The organism is Micromonospora sp. NPDC023956 (genome assembly GCF_040639195.1).
Taxonomy (GTDB): domain Bacteria; phylum Actinomycetota; class Actinomycetes; order Mycobacteriales; family Micromonosporaceae; genus Micromonospora.
In genome coordinates, this window is sequence record NZ_JBEZZN010000023.1 from 1 (window position 1) to 22,172 (window position 22,172).

Below are 22,172 nucleotides of genomic sequence, written 5' to 3' on the forward strand. Positions count from 1 at the left end.
TGGGTTCATCGTGATCGACGAGGCCACCAACCGTACCGTCGCCGCCGCCATGATCGTCGAGACCACCTGACCCCACCGGTTCCCGGGGCCCTTCCTCACCGGACAACGACAGGAAGGGCCCGGCAACCACCCCGAGCCGCTACCGCTGTCAGCCGCAGCCGACCGCCCGCGCACTGGCCTCCCAGAGCCGGGCGGCCAGCTGGCGGTCGGCGGCCTTCGGCAGCGGTCGGCGGGGACGCCGGTCGGCGTAGTAGCCGCCGTCGACCAGCCGGGCGGGGTCCTCGTGGGCCAGCCAGACCAGCGTGTCCGCGCCCCGCTCCGGACTGCGGAACGGCAGCATCCGCATGCCCCACGCCACCAGCCGGCTCTCGTTGCCGAAGCGGGTCCGGACCACGCCCGGGTGGAAGCAGTGTGCCGGGATCTCCGGCCACCGGCGCGCGGCCTCGGCGGTGAACAGGATGTTCGCCTGCTTGCTGGTGCCGTACGCGCGCATCGGGCGGTACCGGCGCAGGACGGCGTTCAGGTCGTCCGGGTCGAGCACGCCGCTGCGGTGCGCCGCCGAGGCGGTCACCACCATCCGGCCGATCCGGTCCCGGAGCAGGTTGCTCAGCAGGAACGGGGCCAGGTGGTTCGCCTGGAGGGAGAGTTCGAAGCCGTCGATCGTGGTCACCGGCTGCAATACGATGGCCCCGGCGTTGTGGGCCAGCACGTCGATCCGGTCGTACGTGGCACGGAGCCGCTCGGCCAGCCCGCGTACGTCGTCCAGCACCGCGAAGTCGGCCCGGAACAGCTCGGGCTGTTCCCCACCGGCCTCCCACACCCGCTCCCCGGCGGCGGTGAGCCGGGCCGGGTCGCGGCCGACCAGCACCACCCGGTCCCCCCGGCGGGCCAGTTCCTCTGCGGCGGCCAGACCGATGCCCGAACTGGCGCCGGTCACCACCACCAGTCGACGCCGCGTGACATCTTCCACAGGTGCGTTCTCCAGCGTCATGGCGCGAGGTTACCGTGACGTAGCCGGGCCCCCGTGTCGTCACGTCCGCCGTCGTCGCCGGACAGGATAAGGAGCGCAGTCGATGGCCGCAGTTGGGCGTCCCCGCCGGTCCTGCCTCGCGGTGCCGGGTTCCAGCGTCAAGATGCTCGGCAAGGCCCAGGGGCTCCCGGCCGACCAGGTCTTCCTCGACCTGGAGGACGCGGTCGCCCCGCTGGCCAAGCCGGACGCCCGGAAGAACGTCGTCGCCGCGCTCAACGAGGGCGACTGGGCCGGCAAGACCCGGGTGGTCCGGGTCAACGACCTCACCACCCCGTGGACGTACCGGGACGTGATCGACGTGGTCGAGGGGGCCGGCGCCAACCTGGACTGCGTCATGCTGCCCAAGGTGCGCAACGCCGCCCAGGTCCAGTGGCTCGACCTCACCCTCACCCAGCTGGAGAAGTCGCTCGGCCTGCCGGTCGGCCGGATCGGCATCGAGGTGCAGATCGAGAACGCCGCCGGGCTGGTCAACGTCGACGAGATCGCCGCCGCCTCGCCCCGGGTCGAGACGATCGTCTTCGGCCCGGCGGACTTCATGGCCTCGATCAACATGAGGTCGTTGGCGGTCGGCGCGCTGATCCCGGACTACCCGGGCGACCCGTACCACTACGTCCTGATGCGGATCCTGATGGCCGCCCGGACGCACGACCGGCAGGCCATCGACGGGCCGTTCCTCCAGATCCGCGATGTCGACGGCTTCCGCGAGGTGGCGAAGCGCTCCGCCGCGCTCGGCTTCGACGGCAAGTGGGTGCTGCACCCGGGTCAGATCGACGCCGCCAACGAGGTCTACTCCCCGACCCAGGCCGACTACGACCACGCCGAACTGATCCTCGACGCGTACGAGCACCACACCTCGGAGGCCGGCGGCCGGCTCGGCGCGGTGATGCTCGGCGACGAGATGATCGACGAGGCGTCCCGCAAGATGGCGCTGGTGATCGCGGCGAAGGGGCGGGCCGCCGGGATGACCCGGACCTCCGCCTTCACCCCACCGGTCGCCTGACCCGGACCTCCGCCCTCCACTCCGCCGGTCGCCTCACCCGCCCGATCGGAGGGGCCGTCCGGGCGCACCGGGCCGGCACCTGTCCGATCAGTAGGTGCTGCTGCTCGACTGGGACACCGCGAAGACGATGAGCAGGATGTAGCCCACGATCGCCAGTCCGATGAGGCCGGTGAGCACCCAGCCGACGATGATCCCGGCCTTCGCCAGGCCGTCGCCGTCCTCGCCCCGCTCGCGGATCTGCCGGCGGGCGACGTGACCGAGGATCGCGCCGATCGGCGCGGTGACACAGGAGGCGACGCCCATCACGGACAGGATCAGCGACACCAGGGCGAGGCTGTTGGTCTGCCGGATCGGCGGGTACGGGTACGCCGGGTAGCCGCCGGCAGGCGGGTACCCGGCCGGAGGGTAGCCGGCCGCCGGGTAGGCCGGCACGGTGTAGGCGGGCGCCGCGTAGGCGTCGGCGGCGGGCTGTCCGGACGCCGGCTGCACCGGGGCGTACGGATCGGCCCCGGTCCACTGCTCCGGCACGGGCGGGTCGGTCAACGACCGGGTCGGGTCGACCGGAGGGGCGGAGGAGGGGGCCGGCCGGGCCGGGTCCTGCCAATCCGAGGGCGAGGGATATGTCATCAGGTCTTCTCCGTCGTGTCCAGGCTGCGCCGTCAGGGTAGTCACCCCGGGCGAAGGCGGAACATCGCGTTACCGGGTGCCGCGTTGCCCGCGCCCCGCCGACCGGGCAGGATCGCGGCATGGCGATTGACGCGCGTGCCGCGGACCGTTCCGGCCGATCCCGTCGGGACGTGAGCCGCCCGGGGGCGGCCCGACGGGCCCGTGCCCCACTGACCGCGGCCCTGACCGACCAGGACGAGCCGATGGCCCTGCCCGAGCCGGTGACCATGCGACTGGACGGACGGGTGGCGCTGGTGACCGGGGCCGGCAGCCCGGACGGCATCGGCTACGCCACCGCGCGTCGGCTCACCGATCTCGGTGCCCGGGTCGCCATCGTCTCCACCACCCGGCGCATCCACGAGCGGGCCAGTGAACTCGGGGCCACCGGGTTCGTCGCCGACCTCACCGACGAGGCCGAGGTCGGCGCGCTGGCCGACGCCGTCGCCGAGCAGCTCGGCGAGGTCGAGGTGCTGGTCAACAACGCCGGTCTGGCCAGCCGGGCGAGCCCCGAGGTGCTCCGGCCGGTGGCCCAGCTCAGCTACGACGAGTGGCGTACGGAGATCGACCGGAACCTGAACACCGCGTTCCTGTGCAGCCGGGCGTTCATCGGCGGGATGGCCGAGCGGGGCTGGGGGCGGATCGTGAACCTCGCGGCCACCGCCGGGGCGGTCAACGCCCTGCCCACCGAGGCGGCGTACTCGGCGGCCAAGGCGGGCGTGGTCGGGCTGACCCGGGCGCTGGCCATGGAGATGGTCGCCGACGGGGTGACGGTGAACGCGGTCGCGCCGGGGACCATCCACACCGCGGCGTCGACCGTGGCGGAGATCAGGCACGGCCTCGGCACCCCGGTCGGCCGGCCCGGTACGCCCGACGAGGTGGCCGCCGCGATCGTCTTCCTCTGCTCACCGGCCGCCTCGTACATCACCGGGCAGATGCTCGTGGTGGACGGCGGGAACAGCGTCCGGGAGGCGCAGTTCCGCTGACCCTCAGGTGGTGGTGCCGCTGTTCGAGCCGGCCCACACCACCAGGCCGATCCACCCGCAGCAGAACAGCAGGTAGAGCCCGGTGAAGACGTAGCTGAGGATCAGGCCCCAGCGGGCGAGCTGCTCGCCGTCCTCGTGGGTCTGCCGGATCTGCCGACGGGCCATGTGCCCGAGGAGGATGCCGACCGGGGCGAACACGAACGCGAAGACCAGCGCGAGGATCGCCATCACGTTCATGTTGCCGCTGTTGGACGGCGGCGGGCCGTACTGCCCGTACGGCGGTGGCGGCGTGTACGGCAACTGCTCGCCCCAGTGCGGCTGGTCGCCCTTGTGCGGCTGTTCGCCCCAACCCGGACCGGACGGTGGCGGGTAACTCACGACTGCCCTCCTACACCGCCCGTTGGCGGAACGGACTCTCCTGCCGGACGCTAACAGTAGTGGTGGGGCTTTTCCCAGGGGACCGGTGGACCGGCCGCGGCTGACGCGGGACGCCCCGTTTCCTGCTGACCGGCGAGGGCAGTACCGGCTCTGACCTGCGGGCACCCTCTCGCACGTATCCGGACGCTCCCGCACGGACCCGCGCCTCTGTGGGCGGCGCTCCGGCCTGAGAGCACGGCCGCCGCCGGGTCACCTGGGCGGCGGTGATGTCCCTACCGGAACGCTGTCGAGCTGCCCGCACAGACGGGGCGGAGCCAGCCCGTGAGGGAAGACCACCGGCCGGCGTGGTCCGACGAACGGGGCGCCTCCGGCGGGGCAGCAGGGTCAGCGGCGGGTGAGCCCGGCGGCGGCCCGCTCGACGATCAGGCACCGGTCCTCGACGTAGTCGACGCCCGCCTCCTCGGCGATCCGGCGGGCCTCGGGCGAGACGATCCCGAGCTGCAACCAGACCGCCGGCGCGCCGATGGCGACCGCCTCGCGGACCACCTCGACGGCGTCCTCGGCGGGACGGAAGACGTCCACCAGGTCGACCGGGTGCGGGATGTCGGCCAGGGACCGGTACACCGGCTCACCGAACAGCTCGTCGGCGGTCGGGTTGACCGGGATGATCCGCCAGCCGTACCGCTGCATCTGGGCCGGCACGCTGTGCGCGGCCTTGCGGGGGTCGCGGGACGCGCCCACGACGGCGATCACGGCGGCGTCGGCGAGGATCTGCTGGGCGGTACGCACCAGCCGACTGTAACCCCGGTGCGTCCTCGCCGCCGGGCGCGAGCCCCGGTGCCGCCCCGGCCGCCCCGGACGGGGGAGGATGGGGCACATGGAGAAATCGGCCTTCGTCTACGACGGGGACTGCGCGTTCTGCACCCGGTGCGCAGAGTTCATCGAGCGGCGTATCCCGACCGACGTACGCGTGCTGCCCTGGCAGTTCGCGGACCTGGCCGCCCTCGGGCTGACCGCCGCCGCGTGCGAGGAGGCCGTGCAGTGGGTCGGCACGGACGGGCGTACGGCGGCCGGGCCGGACGCCATCGCCCGGCTGCTCGGCGCCAGCACCGTCGCCTGGCGGGCGGCCGGTGCCGTGCTGCGCCTGCCGCCGGTACGTCTCGTCGCCTGGCCGGTGTACCGCTGGGTGGCCCGCAACCGGCACCGCCTGCCGGGTGGGACGGCGGCCTGCTCGTTGCCGCAGGAAACCCGGGACCGGCTCTACGGGCCGGCGGGCGGCCCGCCCACCACGGCCTGACCGGAGCCCCCCGGCGGCTGACCGGAACCGCCCATCGTCGGGTCGGGTTCGACCGCTGTCGCGTGCGGGGGTACCGCCGTGCCGCCGGTGCGGCCGATCAGCCGGCGCAGCAGGACCAGGGGGCGGATCCGCTCCAGGGCCAGGAAGCTGGCCATCGCCACCAGGTGTGGCGCGAACGAGATGGTGATGGTCGCCATGGTGACCGCGTGGAACGAGTAGAAGAACCCGACCATCGCCGTGCGCCACCGACCGGACAGCAGGAAGACCACCGGGCTGAACAGTTCGAAGGCCACGATCCCGAACTGGGCGGCGATCAGCAGGTAGGGCACCTGCGCGATCACGTCGGCCAGGTCGGTGCCCCGCCGCAGGACCGCCCGGGCCAGCACCGAGCCGGTCATCCAGTCGAGGCCGCCGAAGCGCAGCTTCGCCCAGGCCGCGAGGAAGTACGTGCAGATGACGGCGATCTGGGTGACCCGCAGCGCCCAGCCGCCCGCCTCGGTACGGGTCAGGTCGCCGTGCCGGGCCCGTCCGGCGGTGGGCAGTACGGCGAGCGCCACCAGCAGACCGAACCGGTCGTGGTCGACCTTGCCGTAGCTCATCGCGATGATCATCCAGTGCAGGTACAGCACGAAGACCGACCAGCCGAGCAGGCGGGGCGCCCGGCCGGTCGCGGCCAGCAGGGCGAGCGCGAGCAGCGTCCAGAAGATCCCGGTGATCAGCCACTCGGTGGGGGTGGGCAGGTGCAGCAGCCGGCTGACGAACAGCGGCCGGTACAGCTCACCCGGCACGCTGGCGTGGGTGCGCACCCAGGGGGTGAAGAGGACCAGGTCACCGGCGACGAAGAGGTAGACCAGGGTCCGGAAGGCGGCGATCCGACCGCGCGGCACCGCCTCGGTCAGCCAACGGCCGAGGGCGCTCACCGGGCCGCCTCCCACCGGACCACCGTCTCGTCGACGTGCCGGCCGGTGGGGCGCCCGTCCTGGATGCCGTGCCAGCGCACCACGATCCGGACCTCGACCACCTCGGGCGCGTCCGGATGACGGTCGGCATACGCGTCGGCGACCTCCCGGAGCAGTTCGGGGTCGGCCTCGTAGCGGCCCCGCTGGCCCTCGATCTCGGCACGGCGGATGCCGGTGGCGTCCTGACCCAGTTCGATCAGCGCGCCGGTCGCGTCGACTCCCTCGACCCGGGTGTCCGGCGCCGGGGCGTCCGGGGAGTTGCTGGTGGCGAACATCCGGAACGGCCCGAACGGGAAGTGGTCGTCGGAACCGACGAGGGTGCCGGTGAGCAGCAGCGCGAGGCCGAGCGCGGTGGCGCCCAGCCGGACCGCCCGGCCCTGCGGGGTCAGAATCTCCATCGGATGGTGACGATACGGAATGTGCCGGGTCGGCGGGGATCCCTCCGTCGTCCATCCGTGGTGGTCCGTGTCGGCAATCATCCGAACCCGGGCGCGCGTCAGCTCCGGACGGGCGTGGCCGTCCGGAGCCGACTGCGGTTGCTCAGTGCTGGTGCTCGGCCAGCTTCTTGCGGACGTCCGCCATGTCGAGCGCCTGGACCTGCTCGATCAGGTTCTCCAGGGCCGACTCGGGGAGCGCGCCGGGCTGGGCGAAGACGATCACTCCGTCGCGGATCGCCATGATCGTCGGAATCGACCGGATGTCGAACTGCGCGCCCAGGGCCTGCTGCGCCTCGGTGTCGACCTTCCCGAAGACGATGTCCGGGTGCTTCTCGGAGCTCCGCTCGTAGACCGGGGCGAACCGCTTGCACGGGCCGCACCACTCCGCCCAGAAGTCGACCAGGACGATGCCGTCCTGTCCGGTCACCTCGTCGAAGTTCGCCGTGGTCAGCTCAACGGTTGCCATTCCAGTCTCCGATCAGAGCGGATTACGTACGCCAGGTGGAACCAGGCGGGGTCATCTCGAATTCCCGCGAGTGCGGTGCCGAAACTCCGCAGCTCACCGGTGAGATCGAAGCACGTCTGTTAACAGGTCGGGTGCCATCTGCACTTGCAGACTGCACTTGCGTGACAAGGGGTGATGGGAGCGTTCCCACGCAAATCGACAGCCGTGGCGCTCGGCGCGCGATCGACGCCCGCTTGACATGGGGGGATTCTAGCTGCGGTGATCGCTCCATCAGTCGATCTCCGTCACTCTCCGCACTGTAACGAAAAGATAAATGTGACTTGCGTCTCTGTTCTCTGTTACAACTCGTGAGGCAGAATATGTCCCATCAGAGCGTGGGCGGCGGGTGCCGGGGAGGGCCCCGCCGCTCATTGCGTCCGCAGCCCGTCGGAGCTGCCTTAACCCTCATTAAGGCGTGCCGAGCGTCGTCGCCCCCATCTAGCGGGGCCGGGATGGGGTTCGGGCGCGACTGCGAGGAGTTCGAGGTCGGCGCGGTGCGCCGGCCGCCGCCGCAGAGGGCGTCGACCCGGAGCGGCCCGGCTTCCCCGAACCCCGCTGACCCGGCCGCCGGCCGAGGCCGCCTCCCGCCGCGCGTCCGGGAGTGGTCCCGCAGTCGGGGCGGTCCGGCGTCCGCCCGCCCGGTGGCCGTCATATGCTGGCGCCGGAGGTTCCGATGAGTCACTCCCTCGCCGGAGGACCGCCCCCCGCCGGCCGGCGCGCCGCACCACTGACCACCGCCGTCTACTCCGCTACCGAGTGGGACCTGCTCACCGGACTGCCCGGACGGGTCGTGGTCGTCGCCGCCGCCCCGGCTCCCGGCCGATCATCGCGTGGTGTCGCGGCCGGGCTCGCGGGCCTGGAGGCGGTGGCCGGCGGGCGGGCCTTCGACAGCGATCTGGTGCGCGCGGTGGTCGCCACCATCTACGCCCGGCAGGAAGAACACGCCCCTTCCGGTCGGGTCGGTCGTGGTCGTCGCCGCCGTGGCGCCGCCCCGACCGACCCGGTGGAGCTGCTCGCCGACTGCCGGGCGGCCACCCGGGTGCTCCGCCGCCGGGCCGACCCGGCCGACTCGGCGGCCTACCGGCAGTGGGTGCAGTCGGTCGCGGCCCGGGTCTGCCGCGCGGACCAGGACGCCTGCCCGCTCGGCCCGGCCGACCAGCGCCTCCTCGACCGGCTGGGAGTGGCTCTGGGCCTGCGCTGAGGCGGCCCGGCGGGCACCGTACGCTGTGCCAGCGTGACCGGTGACCAGCTCGACGTCGGCGTGGGACCGTGGCCCGGGGAGCTGCCCGACGACCCCCGCTACGACCCGGAGCTGCTCGCCGACGGCGACCGGCGCAACGTGGTCGACCGGTACCGCTACTGGCGGCGGGAGGCCGTGGTCGAGGACCTGGACCGCCGCCGGCACGACTTCCACGTGGCGATCGAGAACTGGCAGCACGACTTCAACATCGGCACCGTGGTGCGTAACGCCAACGCCTTCCTGGCCGCCGAGGTGCACATCGTCGGGCGGCGGCGCTGGAACCGGCGCGGTGCCATGGTCACCGACCGCTACCAGCACGTCCGGCACCACGAGACGATCGAGGAGTTCGTCGCCTGGGCGGCCGGGCGGGCCCTGCCCGTGGTGGGCATCGACAACCTCCCCGGGTCCTGTCCGCTGGAGACCACCACGCTGCCCCGGCGCTGCGTGCTGCTCTTCGGTCAGGAGGGGCCGGGTCTCTCCGGGGCGGCCCGTACCGCCTGCGACCAGCTTTTCTCGATCGCCCAGTACGGCTCGACCCGGTCGATCAACGCCGGGGTGGCCAGCGGCATCGCCATGCACGCCTGGATCCGGGCACACGCCGGCCCGCCCCCGGGCTGACCTGCTCCTTCTTCGGCCGTTACCAGGTGGGGGGCCGGATGTGACCGAAAAGGCTGCTCCGCTTGACGGGGTGGCGATCCGGGGTGACCGTGTGGATATGAGTGTTTCGGTGAGCTGTCCGCGGTGTGGCGGGTCGGTACGGGGGCCGGACCTGATGCACGCCGAGTCGCGCTGCCTGGCCTGCGGGCCGGTCGCCCCGCTGCACGTTCCGGAGCACATCGGCCCGGAGATCGTGTCGAGCGTGGTGGAACGGATCATGGCCGGTCCGGCCGGGAGCGCGCCGGCCGTCCCCCTCTGGTCGCCGTGGCCGCTGCCGCCCGGCTGGACCGTGACCGGTGTCGCCTGGGCCGGCGACGACCGCACCGGGGTCCGCGCCACCGTGGTCGCCTGCGCCGGCCCCGCCCCGCTCGGCGGTGGCCCGGCGGACGTGGTCTTCGTCGCCGAGGAGCCCGGCGTCGGGCTCGGCACCCGCCTCGCCGGCACGCCCGGCCCGGACCCGGGTCCCCGGCTGACCGAAGCGCTGGCCGATCCCGGTCCGGGGCATCCCGAGCACGTCGCCACCGCGAAGATCCGGGTGGGCGGCCACCCCACTCCACTGTGGCTCGTCGATTCCTCAACGGATCGAAGCGCGTACGCCGGCGAAGCTCGGGGAATGTGGCTCCATGCGATAGCCTGGCCGGCGAGCGCGGGTCACCTCCTCGCGGAAGACGTCGTCCTCCACGACCTGACCGAGTGGACTCCGCCCGAGCTCGTGTACGGTGCGCCCTCTCCGTATCTGCACGGGAAGGCTTGACCCGCCCGCAGGGCTTGACAAGTCTCCCGTAATGCCGGAGAACTGACGCAGTATTCACCGTACGACACCTGACTGATACTCTGGGTGCCGCTGCGGTATGGGACCCGGCACCGCGCGAGAGGATGGGCCCGTCATGGTCAAGAAGGTCCTCACCTGGGCCGGAGTCGCGTTCTTGATTTTCTTCATCGCGTTCCAACCCAACTCCGCCGCCGACGTCTTCAAGTCGCTCGGCGGAGGCATCATGGACATCGCGCAGGGCTTCGGCGACTTCTTCACCAACCTCTTCGCCTAGCCAGCGATGGGAAGCCCCTCCGGCCTGCCCCCCGACCCCGACGATCCCGACCGGGAGCGCCGGGAGCGCGACACGGAGCCGATTCCCCGGTACCGGGACGACGAGCCGCCTCCGGGCTACGGCCCGGAGCGCGGAGAGCGCTCGTCCTATCCGGACGACCTCGGCTACCCCGTCGACGGGCCGCCCTATCCGGACGATGCCCGGTCCGGCCGCACCTGGGTCCGCGACCCGGAGGCCGAGTACCAGCCACCGGTGTTCAGCGACGACGAGCTGGCCGGCCTCCGGGCGGACGCCGCCGGCTCGGCGCCGCGCCGGGTGCTGCCCCTCGAGGACGAGCCCAGCTCACTGGTCGCCCGCTACCTCTTCCCCACCGAGCGGTACCGGGGCGAGTGGAAACGGCACTGGATCCACCTCACCACCCCGATCCTGGTCGGGGTGGCCGCGACCTTCGTCCTCGGCTACCTCTCCGGCGCCCTCGCCAACCGGAACATCGGCCCGTTGACCACCGTCGCGGTGCTGCTCTGGTTCGCGGTGATGGGCTGGGTCGCCTGGAAGGTCGCCGACTGGTGGTACGACCGCTTCATCCTGACCAACAAGCGGGTCATGGTGGTCAACGGGATCATCACCCGTAAGGTCGCGATGATGCCGCTGGCCCGGGTCACCGACATGAAGTACGAGCAGACCCCGACCGGTCGGGCCCTCAACTACGGCACCTTCGTGCTGGAGTCCGCCGGTCAGGACCAGGCACTCCGCGAGGTCAAGAACCTGCCCAACCCGAACGAGCTCTACCTGCGCGTCGTCGAGGAGATGTACGAGCCGCAGGCGGTCGAGGCGCGGTTGGGCAAGGAGGCCGACGAGGCGAAGGCGGACGACGGGGCGTAGGTTTCCGTCCGAACATCGGAGGAACACGCACCTTTCTGCCGTCGACCCGGCCCTCCGCGCGTGGCAGCCTGCCACCTACAGGGGCGGGAGGTGAGCGGTGGCCGGCAGGGACAGCCTGGAGGAGGAGTTCCGCGATTTCGTCGCGGCCCGCTCCGGTGCGCTGCTGCGTACCGCGTACCTGCTCGCCGGGGACTGGGCCACCGCCGAGGACCTGCTCCAGACCGCGCTGACCAAGACCTACCTGGCCTGGAAACGCAACGGCGGGATCGACGCCGTGGAGCCGTACGCCCGGCGGGTGCTGGTCAACACCTCGACGAGCTGGTGGCGACGCCGCTGGCACGGGGAACGCCCCACCGAGGTGCTCCCCGAACGGCCCGCGACCGACGAGATCGAGCAGCAGCTCGACCGGGACGTGCTCTGGCGGCACCTGCGCGCCCTGCCGGTCCGGCAGCGGGCGGTGCTGGTGCTCCGCTACTACGAGGACCTTTCCGAGGCGCAGACGGCGGCCCTGCTCGACATCTCCGTCGGGACGGTGAAGAGCCAGACCTCGCGCGCGCTGCACACGCTGCGCCGCCGACTCGGCACCGAGGAAGCCCTCCACCTGTCCGCCGGTACGCCCGCCACCCCGGACGTGGCGCCCACCCCGGCGACGCGGTCCCGCGCGGTGCCGCGTACCCCGGTGCGGCCGGTGGCACCGCGACCCGCCGCCGGCACCGGGGCCCGTGCCCCCGACGACCCCGGCGTCGAGTCGGTGCCGGCCCCCGCAGCACCGGCCCGGCCGCCGGTGCTCGCGTTGCCCGCGTCGACCGGGGAGCACCGGTGAACCGCCCCGACAACCCGGAGGGTGGTCCGCAGCGTCCATCCGGTGTGACACGGGAGGACCTGGAGCGGGCGTTGCGGGAGACCCTGGCCCGGCAGGCCGGCACGCCCCGACCGCTCGCGGTCGACCCGGCCGGCCAGGCGGTCCGTCGCGCCGAACGGCTGCAACGGCGACGGACCCTGAGCGGGGTGGCCCTGGCCGCGGTCGCCACCGTGGCGGTCAGCGCCGGCATGGCACAGCTGAACACCGGCACCGCGGGCTACACCAGTCCGACCGTGGTGCTCGGCGACCCGGTCGGGCCGCCCGCCACGCCGACCGGGCCGTCGGTGCGCTTCGACGGGCCGGTCTTCGCGGGACTGTCCCTGGTCGCCGGCTCCACCCTGGTCGTCGACGGCCGGGGAACGGACCTCGGCGGGATCGGCCCGGTCGAGCGGGGACTGCGCACCGGGGAGGGCTGGCTCCTCGTCGGCACCCCCGGGGCGGCCGGCCGGACCGTCTGGGCGGTGGGAGGCACCGGCACCTCCCGGGTGCTGCTCGCCGGGGCGGACGCGGTGGCGGTGGACCCGGTCGGCCGACGTCTCGCCTGGCGGGACGGGGCCGAACTCCTCGTCGCGTCGGTCGTCGACGGCCAACTCCTGCCGGGGCTACGGACCCCGGTCCCCGAGTCGGCGGCACCGGTCGGTTTCGTCGGCGACGACGTCCTGGTCCGGGTACGTCCGGACCGGGCCGGCTTCGCCCTCTGGCGAACCGACGGCAGCCCCTTCCAGGTCGGCGCGGACCGATCCGTCCTCGACGTCTACGGCCGGCTCCCGGACGGCCGGCTGGTCGCCCGGGTGACCGGGTCGTCCCGGTCCTGCCTCGCCCTGCTCGATCCGGCCCGCGCCCTGACCGTCTCGGTCACCGGCTGCGCGTTGCCCACGATCGGGTCCGGGCCGGGATCGGTCTCCCCGGACGGGCGGTGGCTGCTGGTGAACGGCGCCGGCAGCCGGCCCGCCGACACGACGGCGTTGCTGGTCGACCTCGCGAACGCCTTCGGTACGCAGCCGGTGGTCCGCCCGGTGGGTCCGGCGGTCGCCGGCCCGGCGGCGTGGCCGGCGGCCGAGGCCGCCTATCCGGCGGTGGACGGAACGCTGGTGCGGTTCGAGCCCGCCCGGAACCCGGTGCGGGCCACCGCGGCGGCGGTGCCGGGACTGCCGGCGGGGCAGCGGCCCGCGCTCGTCACCGCAGCGGCCCGCTGACCGGTGCCCGCCCCGCCGCAGCCGGTAGCGTCCGGACCGTGACCCCGCCGCCCTCGTCCGCCCGCCGGATCGACCTGCACACCCACTCCACCGCCAGTGACGGCACGCTGACCCCGGCCGAGCTGGTGCGGGCCGCCGCCGCCGCGGGACTCGACGTGGTGGCGATCACCGACCACGACACCACCGCCGGGTGGGAACCGGCGCGACGGGCGCTGCCGGCCGGGCTCACCCTCGTCCGGGGCGCGGAGATCTCCTGCCTGTGGAACGGGGTACGGCCCGGCGTGTCGCTGCACCTGCTCGCGTACCTCTTCGACCCGGACCACCCGGCGCTCGCCGCCGAGCTGGCCCGGGTCCGGGCGGCCCGGGAGGTCCGGGGGGAACGGATCGTCGAGCTGCTGCGGGCCGACGGGTTCGAGGTGAGCTGGACGGAGATCCACACCGCCGCCGCCGGCGGCGCGGTCGGCCGCCCGCACATCGCGGCGGCGCTGATCCGGGCCGGGCTGGTGGCCACCACCGACGAGGCGTTCGGCCCGCAGTGGCTGGGCCACCGGTACCGGGTCGCCAAGCCCGACATCGACGTGTTCCGGGCGGTGGAGCTGGTCCGGGCGGCCGGCGGGGTGCCGGTCTTCGCCCACCCCCGGGCCAGCCGGCGGGGCCGGATCGTGCCGGACGAGCTGATCGTCGAACTGGCCGAGGCCGGCCTGGCCGGGCTTGAGGCCGACCACGAGGACCACTCGCCGGCCGAACGGGCGCACGTCCGGGCCCTCGCCGACCGGCTCGGGCTGATCGTGACCGGCTCGTCGGACTTCCACGGCACGCACAAGACCGTCCGGCTGGGCGCGCACACCACCAGCCCGCAGGCGTACGAGCAGATCGTCGCGCGGTCGAGCGGGGTCGGCCCGGTCGTCGCCGACTGACTCCGCTGCGGCCGGTCCCGGCCGTCGCTACGGTGATCAAATGGACGCCAAGCTGTTCGGAGAGGTCTTCGTGACCCTGCTGGTCATCACCGACCCGCCGGGCATGATGCCGATCTTCCTCGCGCTCACCGGCCCGATGTCGGCCCGGGACCGCCACCGGGCGGCCTGGCAGGCGGTGGCGCTGGCGCTGGGTGTGATCGTGGTCTTCGCGGTGGCCGGGCAGACCCTCCTCGACTACCTGCACGTGGACCTGCCGGCGCTCCAGGCCGCCGGTGGGCTGCTGCTGGTGCTGGTCGCGCTGGAACTGCTCACCGGCAAGGCGGACGACCCCAGCCAGCAGTCCACCTCGAACATCGCCCTGGTGCCGCTGGGCACCCCGCTGCTGGCCGGCCCGGGGGCCATCGTCGCGACCATGCTCTTCGTGCAGCAGTCCGAGGGGGCCGCCGAGGTGAGCGCCATCGCGGCGGCCATCGTCGCGGTGATGATCACCGTCTGGATCGTGCTCCGCTTCTCCGGCGGGATCGTCAAGGTGCTCCGCCCCGGCGGGATCGAGGTGCTCACCCGGATCGCCGGCCTGCTGCTGGCCGCGATCGCCGTCCAGCTCATCGCGGACGCGATCGCCGCGTTCGTGACCCAGTACGCCGATCTGACCTGACTCGCCGGTTACCCGACTGTCGTACCGGGATGGCAGGATCACGGGGTGCGACGTTCCCCAGCCGACCGGCCCGGCCGCGCCGGAGGCCGGCCGCCCCGACCCCGCGCCGGTGAGCCCGAGCAGCTCGGCTTCGCCGGCATGCCGGAGCGGCTCTTCGTCTGCACACCGAGCAAACTCGGGGCGTACGCCGACTGCCCCCGGCGCTACCGCTACTCCTACGTCGACCGTCCCGCCCCGCCGAAGGGGCCGCCGTGGGCGCACAACTCCCTCGGCGCCAGCGTGCACACCGCCCTGAAGAACTGGTACGCGCTCCCCGGCGACCGGCGTCGCCCGGAGGCGCTGGCCACCCTGCTCAAGGGCACCTGGGTCCGGGACGGCTACCGCGACGACGAGCAGGAGCGGGTCGCCTTCCGGCGGGCGCTGTCCTGGCTGGAGGCGTACGTCGACACCCTCGACCCGGACGACGAGCCGGTCGGGGTGGAGCGGACGGTGGCGGCGAAGACCGCCGTGCTGGCGCTCAACGGCCGCGCCGACCGGATCGACTCCCGCCCCGGCCCGGCCGGTCCCGAGCTGGTCATCGTCGACTACAAGACCGGCCGTGCCGGGCAGGACGCCGACGACGCCCGGGGCTCACAGGCGCTGGCCCTCTACGCGTACGCCGCCGAGCGGGTGTTCCGTCGGCCGTGCCGCCGGGTCGAGCTGCACCACCTGCCGACCGGCACGGTCGCCGCGCACGAACACACCCCCGAGTCCCTCGCCCGGCAGGTCGGGCGGGCCGAGGACACCGCACGGGACATCATGGCCGCCGAGCGGGCCATCGCCGACGGCGCCGAGCCCGACGAGGCGTTCCCCACCCTCCCCGGCACGCGCTGCGGCTGGTGCGACTACCGGCGGACCTGCCCCGAGGGGGCGCGGGTTCCCGGCCGGGAGCCGTGGTCGGCCGTGGAGCGACTCACGGATGCCGCCCCCGGGAACTGACCCGGCGGCCCGCCCGCGCCACCGGGTCCCTCAGACCGGCAGGGCGGGAGCGGTGAACCGGGCCGCGCGGGCCTTGGCGGCCTGCTGGATCGGACCCTCCCGGTAGCGCTGCGGGACGGCGGCCAGTGCCAGGCGCAACGCCCGCAGGCCCACCTCGGCGGAGAGGGCGGTGGTGGGCAGCCCGAGACCGCCGTAGAGCCGTCGGGCCCAGCCGGGCAGCAGGCCCAGCGCCGTACCGGCGACGCCGAAGTAGGCCCAGCGGGGCGGGCCCAGGGTGAGGCCGAGCCGCACCGGCAGGCTGAACCCCCCGGGCAGCGGCGGTGCGGTGAGGAAGAGCGCGGTCTCCGCCGCCTCCCGGGTCATCCGCAGCTCCGGGCGGAGCCGTCGGTAGTACGCCGCCACCTCGGCCGCGCTGCCGGGGACGGTGTCCGGGTCCAGCCCGACCAGGGCGGCCGCCCGGCGCTGCTCGGTGTAGTAGGCGTCCACCTCGGCGTCGGTCAACGACAGTCCGGCCCGCCGGGCGGTGCCGACGAACGACTCGACCTCGGTGACGTGCACCCAGCGGAGCAGGTCCGGCTCGTCGATCCGGAACCGTTCCCCGCTGACCGGGTCGACGGCCCGGAGCCGGGCGTGCAGTGCCCGCAGCCGGCGGCCGGCGGCCTCCGCCTCGGCGGTGGTGCCGTAGACCGTGGTCGCCACGTAGGTGGCGGTGCGCAGCAGCCGTCCCCACGCGTCCCGGCGGTAGTTGCTGTTCTGCGCCACCCCGGCCATCGCCCGGGGGTGCAGGGCCTGGAGGTAGAGGGCGCGCAGGCCGGCGACGAGCAGGACGGGTTCCTCGTGCACCTTCCAGGTGACCGAGTCGGGACCGAAGAGGCCTAGGTCATCGGGTTCCACCGATCAAGAGTGCCACGCCCGGGGCGGGTCGTGCCCGCTGGCGGTCAGACGTCGGCGCAGCCACGGTCCAGACCGCCGCCGGTGCCGCTGAACCGGATCTTGCCCGCACGCGTGTCTTCGGGCGGGGCCCGCGTGCGACGTACGCTGGCGGGGCGCGGAACCATCGGAGGTGGCGGATGTTCGAGAAGGTCGCGGGATTGCCGGGACACGTCCTGGTCGTGCACGCCGTCGTGGTGTTCGTGCCGTTGCTGGCGCTGCTGGCCGTCGGGTACGGGGTGTTGCCCCGGTGGCGTGACCGCCTCGGCTGGGCGGTGACGGCGCTGGCCGTGGTGACGCCCGTGGTCGCCTGGGTGGCGACCGAGTCCGGCGAGGCGTTCGAGCGGCGGCTCCGGGACGGCGGCTACCCGCCGGAGATCCTCTCCCAGGTCGAGACGCACGCCGCGTACGGCGACCGGCTGCTCTGGGTCACCGTGGCGCTGGCCGTCGCGGCGATCGCGCTGCTGCTGGCGACGAGCGGTCGGGCCCGTGCCCTGGCGCTGCCGTCCTGGCTGCCGGTGGTGCTGACGGTCGTGGTGGCCGCCCTGGCCGTGCTCGCCACGGGCTACGTCTACCTGACCGGCGAGACGGGCGCCCGCGCGGTCTGGGACGGCGTGGTCTGACCCGAGCCGGCACGGCTGATCCGGGTGCCACTCAGCTCCGCCTCCGGCGCCACGCAGCCCGGCGTCCGGTGCCGGGGTTCAGAACAGCGCCCGCGAGCAGACCAGGCAGATCACTCCCAGCAGCACCACCCCGACCACCGCTCCGACCACCTGGGTGACCCGCTGGGCCCGCTGCTCGGCGGCGTCCAGCGCGTCCGCGTCCTGCGGAGGGAGCCGGCGCGGCGGCGGGGCCTGAAGGTGCAGCGGCGGACGCCAACCCGGCGGCGGCGCGGTGGTGGGCGGGGGACCGGCGTAACCGCCGGCCGGCGGGGTGACCGTCGGCGGGGGTGGTGGTGGCGTGGGCTCGCCGTCCGGCGGCCGACGCCAGTAGTCGTCCTCGGAACCGTGGGGCGTCGTCACGCTCTCCGACGCTACCGGGAGCCGGCGTGCCGCACCGGGACGCGGCACGCGGGGCCACCCGTGGCGACCGGCGGTCGCCGCACCCGACACCGGGCCGATTCCTCCGCGCTCGGCTACGATCTGTGCTCGTGAGCACGGAGGATCGGCTGCCGCACGCGCCCGGCGACGACGACCGCGTCGTCGACCTGAGCGACGAGTTCGTGGTGCTGCCCGAGCAGACCACCGACGACACGGACCGGGGCTGGGGTGAGGTCACCGGCGGCAACGACGACCGCCTGCTCGCCGAGCGCCCCCCGCACTGGGACTGACACCCGCCGGGCACCGCCCGCGCCGGGCCGGCCGGTTCGGTCCGCCGGACGCCGGGCGGCCGGCCCCGGGCACCGCACCTCGCGCGGGGCGCGGTCAGCCGCGCACGAGGACCGCGAACCGGCTCCCCTCCGGCTGGCCGACCACCCGTTCCGCCTGTGGCGGCGGGAGCGCCAGGTAGAGCGCGGACGAACCGTCCAGCTCACCCGCGCCGACCACTGCGAGGACCAGCGCCCGGGAGGCGAGCAGGACGGTCGTACCCGGCCCGGTGGCGGGCAGCGCCAGCAGGTCCACCCGGCTTCCCGGGCGGACGACGGCGAGGGCGGCCGGCTCGGCCAGGCGTACCGGCACCCCGACCGTGCCGCCGGGCAGCGGCAGCGCCCCGCCGGTCCGGTCCCCGACCGCTCCGTCGGCCGTCACCGCTGGCGAGCCGGTGGGGGCGGGAGACGGGGCGGGACCGGTGGGGGTGGAGGTCGTCCCGGTGGGCGCCGCGCCGGGGGCCGGACCGCATCCGGGCGGCGCGTACAGGACGGTGGCGGCCAGGCCGAGGAGCGTGACGACGAGCCCCGCCCGCAGCAGCGGGCCCGCGCCGGGCCGGCCCGGCCACCGGACCGGACGTAGTGACCGTTCGCCGACCGTACGACCGAAGCGCATGCCCGCCTCCCTCACCCGTGGTGGCGGCGTCGGGCCGCGGCTGCGCGCCCCGGTCGTCGCCGGATCGACGCGGGGACGCGTCGGGTCAGCAGGCTAGGCGGTGGAACACGGCGACGCGGGCCGCCTGTGGACGACCCGCGTGCCTGTGGACGACGCCCCGGTGGCGGAGTGGATCTGCTAGGGCAGAGCCGCCGCCGGTGCGGTCAGGAGGAGGACGAGGAGGAACTGGCGGCGGGCGCCTTGGCCGCCGAGGAGCCGCCCGAGGAGGTGCCCGACGAGCCGCCGGAACCGCTGCCGCCGGCCGCCGACGAGGACGACGAGGACGACGAGCCGGAGTCACCACCGGACGACCCGTTCGACGACGAGTCGGACTTGCCCGACTTGCCGCCGGTCAGCGAGTCCGCACCCGAGGAGCGCGAGTCGGTGCGGTAGAAGCCGGAGCCCTTGAAGACGATGCCGACCGAGTTGAACAGCTTGCGCAGCCGACCCGTACACGCCGGGCACTCGGTGAGCGGCTCGTCAGAGAAGGACTGCACCGCCTCGAGCTGGTGGCCACACGCGGTGCAGGCGTACTGGTACGTGGGCACGTTCTCCTCCGGATCTGGCACGGCCTCTTGGCACTCGACCTGTTCGAGTGCCAATGGTGCGTCATCGCACCCTGGTTCGTCCAGCCGGTGTGGTCAAGCCGTGGTCAACTCCCGCAGTCCGCCGGCCGGCGTGATCACCGCCCGGACCGGCCGGTCGTGCGGTTCGGCGGGCAGCCGGTCCACGAACTCACCGTCGTGCAGCAGGGCGACCGTCCACGCCCCGGCGGGCACCCGGGCCAGCGCCCGGTCGTACGAGCCGCCACCCCGGCCGAGCCGGATCCCCCGCCGGTCCACCGCCAGCGCCGGTACGACCACCAGCTCCGCCCCGGCCACCGCCGCCCGCCCCAGCCGGGGACCGGCCGGCTCCCGCATCCCCCGGCCCGCCGCTACCAGGGCCTCCGGACCGGAGTACCCGGCCCAGTCCAGGTCCAGGTCGTCCCGGAGCACCGGCAGCAGCAGTTCCGCGCCGGGCGGAAGCGCCGCGCGCAGCACCTCCGGCAGGTCGCCGCCCGGCTCGGAGCCCACCGGCACGTACCCGGTCGCCCGGCGCGGACGCAGCCGGCGTACCAGATCGACCAGCGTGCCCCCGACGGCGGTGGCGGCGCGGGCGCGCTCGGCGACGCCCAGGGTCCGGCGGCGGGCGAGCAGGTCGGCGCGGGTCCGGGACTTCGTCCCGGTGGCCACTTCCGCTCCATCAGAAAAATCCGTCACGCAACACTCCTGACGCAACGCTCATCTGGCGGTGCCACTGTGTCAGCATCGCAGCATCGGGCGTAGGACTTCCGGGGGGAAGAGTGACGCTACGCGGGCGGTTGACCGGAGCCTTCCTCACGGTGGTGCTCGGTCCGGTCCTGCTCGGGGCGTTCTTCGTCGGCACCACCCTGGCCACGGTCGACCAGCGGCGCTCCACCGAACGGCTCGGGCTGGCCGTCGGGGCCGTGCGGACCTCCGTCGACGCGCTCTGCCAGCAGTTGCGGGCCGCCGCCGACGCGGTCGCGCTCAGCGGCGCGGACCCGGTCGGTCGGGTCGGTGCCGCCACCCAGGTGGTCAGCCGGGGACTCGCCGCCGCCGTGCTGGTGACCGACGTGGCCGGGGGCACCGCCTACACCACGCCCGGCGCGCCGGAGCGTCCCTGGCTGGACTGCGCCGGCACCCGCCGGATCGACGGTGCGGTCCGGGCACTCACCGCCGAGGTGGAGCTGCGCGACCGCGCCGGAGCCATGCTGGGCCGGGTCGCCGCCGCCCAGCTCGTCGACCCCGGATTCGTGGCGCGGCTCGCCGCGGTCACCGGGGTCGAGGTCACCCTCCTCGCCGGCGACGCCGGCATCGCGCAGACCACCGAGGCGACCGGGGCACGCGAGGAACTGCTGGCCGCCGCCGCCCCGGTCGGCGACGACCGGGTCACCGACACCGGGGACGGCCGGTACGTCCGGCGCGCCGGACCGGCTCCCGGGCAACCGCTGCCCCTGCTCCTCTCCGTCCCCAGCGACCAGTCACCGGGCCTGCACGCCGCCCTGGTCGCCGCGGTGCTCCTCGCCGGGCTCCTCGCCGTGCTCGCCGCCGCGCGGCTGGCCCGGCTGACCACCCGGCCGCTGGCCGAGCTGGCGCACGCCGTCGACCGGGTCGCCCGGGGGGACCTGACCGTCCGGGTGCCGGTGCGCAGCTCCGACGAGATCGGCCGGCTGGCCGGCACGTTCAACCGGATGACCCGGGAGACCCAGTCCTACGTGGCCGCCCTGACCCGCAGCCGGGACCAGATGCGGGGGCACCTCGCGGTGCTCGGCGACACCCTCGCCAGCACGCACGACCTGGACCGCATCCTCCGGGTGATCCTGCACAGCGCGATCGCGGCGACCGGCGCGCGCTCCGGCGCGGTGCTGCTGGTGGAGGAGGAGGACGGCGTCCTGGTCGGACGGTGCGCGACCGGCCCGGACGGCGACGACACCCCGGAGCCGGCCGCGTTGCGGGTGCCGGTGGGCAGCGGCGTCGTGGGGGCGGTGGCGGCCACCGGCGAGCCCCGACGGGGTCGGGTCGAACCGGACGACGGGCCGCCCGGCGGGCCGGGTGACCGGACGTACGTGGCGGTGCCCTTCGCCGCGCCCGGCGCGACGGCCGACGTCCCCGGACGGGCCGCCGTCACCGGCGAGGCCGCTCCCGGCACGCTCGGTGTGCTGGTCCTCTACGACCGGCTCGGCGCGGAGGGGTTCGACGACGACGACCTGGTGACCCTGCGCACCTTCGCCGGGCACGCGGCGGTGGCGGTGGAGAACGTCCGGGTGCACGAGGAGGCGCAGCGCCTCTCGCTGACCGACCCGCTCACCGGGCTCTGGAACTACCGCTACCTGCGCGACTCGATCCGCCGGGAGGTGGAACGGGCCAGCCGCTTCGGCCGGATGCTCAGCGTCCTCGCCCTGGACCTGGACCTGTTCAAGAAGGTCAACGACACCTACGGGCACGCCGTCGGCGACGCCGTCCTGGTCGAGTTCGCCCGCCGGGTGCGCGGCGAGATCCGCGAGGTGGACCTGGCCTTCCGGCAGGGCGGCGAGGAGTTCGTGCTGCTGCTGCCGGAGACCGACGCGCGTGGCGCGGCGATCGTGGCGGAGCGGCTCGGCACGGTGGTCCGGGACGTTCCGGTGGAGACCGAGTCGCACTCGGGCGTACCGGGCGCCGCGCCGGTGCGGATCGCGGTGACCGTGTCGGTGGGTATCGCCGTCTACCCCGACCACGGCAGCACCGCGCAGCAGGTGCTCGACGCCGCCGACGAGGCCCTGTACGCGGCGAAGGCGGCCGGCCGGGACACGTACCGGGTGGCGGCGGTGCCGGTGCGGGCCACGGCCGAGGAGATCACCATCCGGGCGGTGGCCGTCCCGCCGGAGGACGGGATGCCCCGCGCGGGTGCCGGTGGAGGCGCGCGTCACGCCGTCGACGGCGGCGCGTCTTCCGGGCCACACCCGCCGCGGCAGAGCCGTGGCCGATAGTCTCGCG

Annotated in this window: 27 protein-coding genes; 15 read left to right on the forward strand and 12 right to left on the reverse strand. The window is 74.3% G+C overall.

Features of this window, described 5'->3' with window-relative positions; translation table 11 throughout:
* Positions 1-148 precede the first annotated feature (148 nt).
* Positions 149-970, reverse strand: coding sequence for an SDR family NAD(P)-dependent oxidoreductase (locus tag AB0F58_RS28150; RefSeq protein ID WP_357149433.1), 822 nt, complete (start codon positions 968-970; stop codon positions 149-151).
* 103 nt (positions 971-1,073) lie between these two features.
* Here AB0F58_RS28150 and AB0F58_RS28155 point away from each other — a divergent pair, with 103 nt between their 5' ends.
* Complete coding sequence (locus AB0F58_RS28155) at positions 1,074-2,030, forward strand: CoA ester lyase (RefSeq protein ID WP_357149263.1); 957 nt, start codon at positions 1,074-1,076, stop codon at positions 2,028-2,030.
* Positions 2,031-2,117: 87 nt separating this feature from the next.
* Here the strand turns inward: AB0F58_RS28155 and AB0F58_RS28160 are convergent, their stop codons facing one another.
* A complete protein-coding gene (locus tag AB0F58_RS28160) occupies positions 2,118-2,657 on the reverse strand; it encodes a DUF4190 domain-containing protein (protein ID WP_357149266.1) in 540 nt (179 codons plus the stop codon).
* Positions 2,658-2,776: 119 nt separating this feature from the next.
* Between AB0F58_RS28160 and AB0F58_RS28165 the strand changes: the two genes are divergently transcribed.
* The gene (locus AB0F58_RS28165) at positions 2,777-3,679 is read left to right on the forward strand and encodes an SDR family NAD(P)-dependent oxidoreductase (protein WP_357149269.1); all 903 of its coding nucleotides are present in this window, start codon (positions 2,777-2,779) and stop codon (positions 3,677-3,679) included.
* A 3-nt stretch (positions 3,680-3,682) separates the two neighbouring features.
* On the opposite strand, the gene AB0F58_RS28170 is transcribed toward AB0F58_RS28165, so the two are convergent.
* Both AB0F58_RS28170 and AB0F58_RS28175 read right to left on the reverse strand, forming a co-directional pair.
* Positions 3,683-4,057, reverse strand: a complete 375-nt coding sequence (locus AB0F58_RS28170) for a DUF4190 domain-containing protein (protein WP_357149272.1) — start codon at positions 4,055-4,057, stop codon at positions 3,683-3,685.
* Positions 4,058-4,441: 384 nt separating this feature from the next.
* On the reverse strand, positions 4,442-4,846 hold the full coding sequence (locus AB0F58_RS28175; protein ID WP_357149275.1) for a CoA-binding protein: 405 nt from the start codon (positions 4,844-4,846) through the stop codon (positions 4,442-4,444).
* A gap of 88 nt (positions 4,847-4,934) precedes the next feature.
* Here AB0F58_RS28175 and AB0F58_RS28180 point away from each other — a divergent pair, with 88 nt between their 5' ends.
* Complete coding sequence (locus tag AB0F58_RS28180) at positions 4,935-5,354, forward strand: DCC1-like thiol-disulfide oxidoreductase family protein (RefSeq protein WP_357149277.1); 420 nt, start codon at positions 4,935-4,937, stop codon at positions 5,352-5,354.
* Here AB0F58_RS28180 and AB0F58_RS28185 read toward each other — a convergent pair.
* The 3 genes from AB0F58_RS28185 to trxA all read right to left on the reverse strand — a co-directional run bounded on the left by AB0F58_RS28185 (position 5,318) and on the right by trxA (position 7,216).
* Positions 5,318-6,274 carry an MFS transporter permease gene (locus AB0F58_RS28185; protein WP_357149280.1) on the reverse strand — a complete coding sequence of 319 codons (957 nt, stop codon included), beginning with the start codon at positions 6,272-6,274 and terminating at the stop codon, positions 5,318-5,320. The two genes, AB0F58_RS28180 and AB0F58_RS28185, sit on opposite strands and share 37 nt — an antisense overlap.
* Positions 6,271-6,711, reverse strand: coding sequence for a hypothetical protein (locus AB0F58_RS28190; protein WP_357149283.1), 441 nt, complete (start codon positions 6,709-6,711; stop codon positions 6,271-6,273). Before AB0F58_RS28190 ends, AB0F58_RS28185 begins: the two co-directional genes overlap by 4 nt.
* Positions 6,712-6,853: 142 nt before the next feature.
* Entirely contained in the window at positions 6,854-7,216 is a 363-nt protein-coding gene (trxA, locus tag AB0F58_RS28195; protein ID WP_357149285.1) for a thioredoxin, read from the reverse strand.
* 691 nt (positions 7,217-7,907) lie between these two features.
* Here trxA and AB0F58_RS28200 point away from each other — a divergent pair.
* The 9 genes from AB0F58_RS28200 to AB0F58_RS28240 all read left to right on the forward strand — a co-directional run bounded on the left by AB0F58_RS28200 (position 7,908) and on the right by AB0F58_RS28240 (position 15,688).
* Entirely contained in the window at positions 7,908-8,456 is a 549-nt protein-coding gene (locus AB0F58_RS28200; RefSeq protein WP_357149288.1) for a hypothetical protein, read from the forward strand.
* Between the two features lie 33 nt (positions 8,457-8,489).
* The gene (locus AB0F58_RS28205; RefSeq protein WP_357149291.1) at positions 8,490-9,113 is read left to right on the forward strand and encodes an RNA methyltransferase; all 624 of its coding nucleotides are present in this window, start codon (positions 8,490-8,492) and stop codon (positions 9,111-9,113) included.
* 109 nt (positions 9,114-9,222) lie between these two features.
* Positions 9,223-9,906, forward strand: coding sequence for a DUF6758 family protein (locus AB0F58_RS28210; RefSeq protein ID WP_357149293.1), 684 nt, complete (start codon positions 9,223-9,225; stop codon positions 9,904-9,906).
* A gap of 298 nt (positions 9,907-10,204) precedes the next feature.
* Positions 10,205-11,080: a PH domain-containing protein gene (locus AB0F58_RS28215; protein WP_357149296.1), complete on the forward strand. Its 876-nt coding sequence runs from the start codon at positions 10,205-10,207 to the stop codon at positions 11,078-11,080.
* A 97-nt stretch (positions 11,081-11,177) separates the two neighbouring features.
* Positions 11,178-11,903: a SigE family RNA polymerase sigma factor gene (locus AB0F58_RS28220; RefSeq protein ID WP_357149299.1), complete on the forward strand. Its 726-nt coding sequence runs from the start codon at positions 11,178-11,180 to the stop codon at positions 11,901-11,903.
* A gap of 44 nt (positions 11,904-11,947) precedes the next feature.
* Positions 11,948-13,138, forward strand: a complete 1,191-nt coding sequence (locus tag AB0F58_RS28225; RefSeq protein ID WP_357149301.1) for a hypothetical protein — start codon at positions 11,948-11,950, stop codon at positions 13,136-13,138.
* A 38-nt stretch (positions 13,139-13,176) separates the two neighbouring features.
* Positions 13,177-14,055 (forward strand): PHP domain-containing protein, encoded by an 879-nt coding sequence (locus AB0F58_RS28230; RefSeq protein WP_357149304.1) that lies wholly within the window; start codon positions 13,177-13,179, stop codon positions 14,053-14,055.
* Positions 14,056-14,095: 40 nt separating this feature from the next.
* A complete protein-coding gene (locus AB0F58_RS28235; protein WP_357149307.1) occupies positions 14,096-14,710 on the forward strand; it encodes a MarC family protein in 615 nt (204 codons plus the stop codon).
* Positions 14,711-14,848: 138 nt separating this feature from the next.
* Complete coding sequence (locus AB0F58_RS28240) at positions 14,849-15,688, forward strand: PD-(D/E)XK nuclease family protein (RefSeq protein ID WP_357149436.1); 840 nt, start codon at positions 14,849-14,851, stop codon at positions 15,686-15,688.
* 30 nt (positions 15,689-15,718) lie between these two features.
* Here the strand turns inward: AB0F58_RS28240 and AB0F58_RS28245 are convergent, their stop codons facing one another.
* Positions 15,719-16,582: an oxygenase MpaB family protein gene (locus AB0F58_RS28245; protein ID WP_357149310.1), complete on the reverse strand. Its 864-nt coding sequence runs from the start codon at positions 16,580-16,582 to the stop codon at positions 15,719-15,721.
* Positions 16,583-16,758: 176 nt separating this feature from the next.
* Between AB0F58_RS28245 and AB0F58_RS28250 the strand changes: the two genes are divergently transcribed.
* Positions 16,759-17,241 carry a DUF2231 domain-containing protein gene (locus AB0F58_RS28250; protein WP_357149313.1) on the forward strand — a complete coding sequence of 161 codons (483 nt, stop codon included), beginning with the start codon at positions 16,759-16,761 and terminating at the stop codon, positions 17,239-17,241.
* A gap of 78 nt (positions 17,242-17,319) precedes the next feature.
* On the opposite strand, the gene AB0F58_RS28255 is transcribed toward AB0F58_RS28250, so the two are convergent.
* A complete protein-coding gene (locus tag AB0F58_RS28255; protein WP_357149316.1) occupies positions 17,320-17,640 on the reverse strand; it encodes a hypothetical protein in 321 nt (106 codons plus the stop codon).
* A 128-nt stretch (positions 17,641-17,768) separates the two neighbouring features.
* Between AB0F58_RS28255 and AB0F58_RS28260 the strand changes: the two genes are divergently transcribed.
* The gene (locus AB0F58_RS28260; protein WP_357149320.1) at positions 17,769-17,948 is read left to right on the forward strand and encodes a hypothetical protein; all 180 of its coding nucleotides are present in this window, start codon (positions 17,769-17,771) and stop codon (positions 17,946-17,948) included.
* 94 nt (positions 17,949-18,042) lie between these two features.
* On the opposite strand, the gene AB0F58_RS28265 is transcribed toward AB0F58_RS28260, so the two are convergent.
* From AB0F58_RS28265 to AB0F58_RS28275, 3 genes are all read right to left on the reverse strand, one after another.
* A complete protein-coding gene (locus AB0F58_RS28265; protein ID WP_357149322.1) occupies positions 18,043-18,600 on the reverse strand; it encodes a flagellar biosynthesis protein FlgA in 558 nt (185 codons plus the stop codon).
* A gap of 203 nt (positions 18,601-18,803) precedes the next feature.
* Positions 18,804-19,208 carry an FmdB family zinc ribbon protein gene (locus tag AB0F58_RS28270; protein ID WP_357149325.1) on the reverse strand — a complete coding sequence of 135 codons (405 nt, stop codon included), beginning with the start codon at positions 19,206-19,208 and terminating at the stop codon, positions 18,804-18,806.
* 72 nt (positions 19,209-19,280) lie between these two features.
* Positions 19,281-19,898, reverse strand: a complete 618-nt coding sequence (locus tag AB0F58_RS28275; RefSeq protein WP_357149328.1) for a 5-formyltetrahydrofolate cyclo-ligase — start codon at positions 19,896-19,898, stop codon at positions 19,281-19,283.
* An 83-nt stretch (positions 19,899-19,981) separates the two neighbouring features.
* On the opposite strand from AB0F58_RS28275, the gene AB0F58_RS28280 reads away from it, so the two are divergent.
* On the forward strand, positions 19,982-22,165 hold the full coding sequence (locus AB0F58_RS28280) for a diguanylate cyclase (protein WP_357149331.1): 2,184 nt from the start codon (positions 19,982-19,984) through the stop codon (positions 22,163-22,165).
* Positions 22,166-22,172: the final 7 nt, after the last annotated feature.

Coding starts and splice junctions, on each gene's coding strand:
- AB0F58_RS28155 (WP_357149263.1), top strand. CDS start 1,074: ATGGCCGCAGTTGGGCGTCCCCGCCGGTCCTGCCTCGCGGTGCCGGGT.
- AB0F58_RS28160 (WP_357149266.1), bottom strand. CDS start 2,657: ATGACATATCCCTCGCCCTCGGATTGGCAGGACCCGGCCCGGCCGGCC.
- AB0F58_RS28165 (WP_357149269.1), top strand. CDS start 2,777: ATGGCGATTGACGCGCGTGCCGCGGACCGTTCCGGCCGATCCCGTCGG.
- AB0F58_RS28180 (WP_357149277.1), top strand. CDS start 4,935: ATGGAGAAATCGGCCTTCGTCTACGACGGGGACTGCGCGTTCTGCACC.
- AB0F58_RS28190 (WP_357149283.1), bottom strand. CDS start 6,711: ATGGAGATTCTGACCCCGCAGGGCCGGGCGGTCCGGCTGGGCGCCACC.
- trxA (WP_357149285.1), bottom strand. CDS start 7,216: ATGGCAACCGTTGAGCTGACCACGGCGAACTTCGACGAGGTGACCGGA.
- AB0F58_RS28200 (WP_357149288.1), top strand. CDS start 7,908: ATGCTGGCGCCGGAGGTTCCGATGAGTCACTCCCTCGCCGGAGGACCG.
- AB0F58_RS28215 (WP_357149296.1), top strand. CDS start 10,205: ATGGGAAGCCCCTCCGGCCTGCCCCCCGACCCCGACGATCCCGACCGG.
- AB0F58_RS28235 (WP_357149307.1), top strand. CDS start 14,096: ATGGACGCCAAGCTGTTCGGAGAGGTCTTCGTGACCCTGCTGGTCATC.
- AB0F58_RS28240 (WP_357149436.1), top strand. CDS start 14,849: ATGCCGGAGCGGCTCTTCGTCTGCACACCGAGCAAACTCGGGGCGTAC.
- AB0F58_RS28250 (WP_357149313.1), top strand. CDS start 16,759: ATGTTCGAGAAGGTCGCGGGATTGCCGGGACACGTCCTGGTCGTGCAC.
- AB0F58_RS28265 (WP_357149322.1), bottom strand. CDS start 18,600: ATGCGCTTCGGTCGTACGGTCGGCGAACGGTCACTACGTCCGGTCCGG.